Origin of the sequence: Acidiphilium sp. JA12-A1 (genome assembly GCF_000724705.2) — a bacterium.
In the GTDB taxonomy this organism is placed as follows: domain Bacteria; phylum Pseudomonadota; class Alphaproteobacteria; order Acetobacterales; family Acetobacteraceae; genus Acidiphilium; species Acidiphilium multivorum.
This window is the reverse complement of sequence record NZ_JFHO01000255.1, coordinates 1-1,023: the sequence shown is the minus strand read 5'-3', so window position 1 is coordinate 1,023 and position 1,023 is coordinate 1. Positions and strand designations below refer to the sequence as shown.

1 protein-coding gene is annotated in these 1,023 nt (G+C 68.0%); it reads left to right on the top strand.

All coding sequences use genetic code 11. The annotated features are described in order from the left end of the window. Positions 1-196 precede the first annotated feature (196 nt). Positions 197-898, top strand: a complete 702-nt coding sequence (gene mobQ, locus RT91_RS19770) for a MobQ family relaxase (protein ID WP_240314391.1) — start codon at positions 197-199, stop codon at positions 896-898. The last annotated feature ends 125 nt before the right edge of the window (positions 899-1,023 follow it).

The window sequence follows — 1,023 nt, the reverse complement described above, 5'->3', positions numbered from 1 at the left end:
GGCGATTTGTGCGTCGAGTTGATCCGGCATTTCTGCCTCCTTGTTGGCGTCAAAACATGCCAACGTATCCGATATTGACGACCATGACCAAGCGGTGAGACACTTCCGAGCAAGTGAGGAAGTGCGCACTTTAGCATTGCCTGCGGCAATGCGTGCGGACCTCGCCGGTCAGGCAACAGAAGGCGGTCGTTGGCACGTGGCGTCATACCATCTCTCAGCGAAGGCGGTCAGCCGTTCGACCGGGCGTAGCGCGGTCGGTGCTGCCGCCTATCGGAGCGGTGAGCGCCTGACCAACGAGCGCGACGGTGTGACGCACGACTACACGCGGAAGGGCGGCGTGTTGTCGTCGTTCATCGTCGCGCCTGCCGGTGCCGAAGCATGGGCTTCGGACCGGTCCGGGCTGTGGAACCGGGCGGAGGCCGCGGAGGCCCGGAAGGACGCCAAGGTGGCGCGGGAATACGAGCTTGCCCTGCCGGCGGAGCTTTCCGCTCCCGAGCGGGAAGCTCTGGCCCGGCAGTTCGCTGAGGCCGTGGTGGAGCGGTTCGGGGTGGTGGCGGACGTGGCGTTGCACGCGCCGCACCGTGAGGGCGACCAGCGGAACTGGCACGCTCACATCCTGACCACCACACGGGCGGCGAACGAGAACGGGCTGGGGGCCAAGACGCGGGTTCTGGACAGCCCCAAGACCTCGGGGGTCGAGATCGAGGCGCTGCGGGAGCTATGGGCGAAGCAGGTGAATGCGGCCCTGGAGCGGGCACGGGAGACGGTGCGGGTGGATCACCGCAGCTTCGCCAGGCGGGACGCCGAACGCGGGTTCGACCCTCGTGACCGGATCAGGCCGCCCGGGTGTTCACCTTGGCCCTGCCGCCACGGCGATCGAGCGGCGGGCAGCTCGTGAGCGGGTGCGGAGCCTGTCGGATGATGCCGGTCGGATGGCGCAGAACCGTGCCAAGCAGTTGCGGGGCGCCAGTCGCCGGGACGCGATGCGAGAGGAGCGGAGCGAGCGTCACCTTGAGGTCGCTC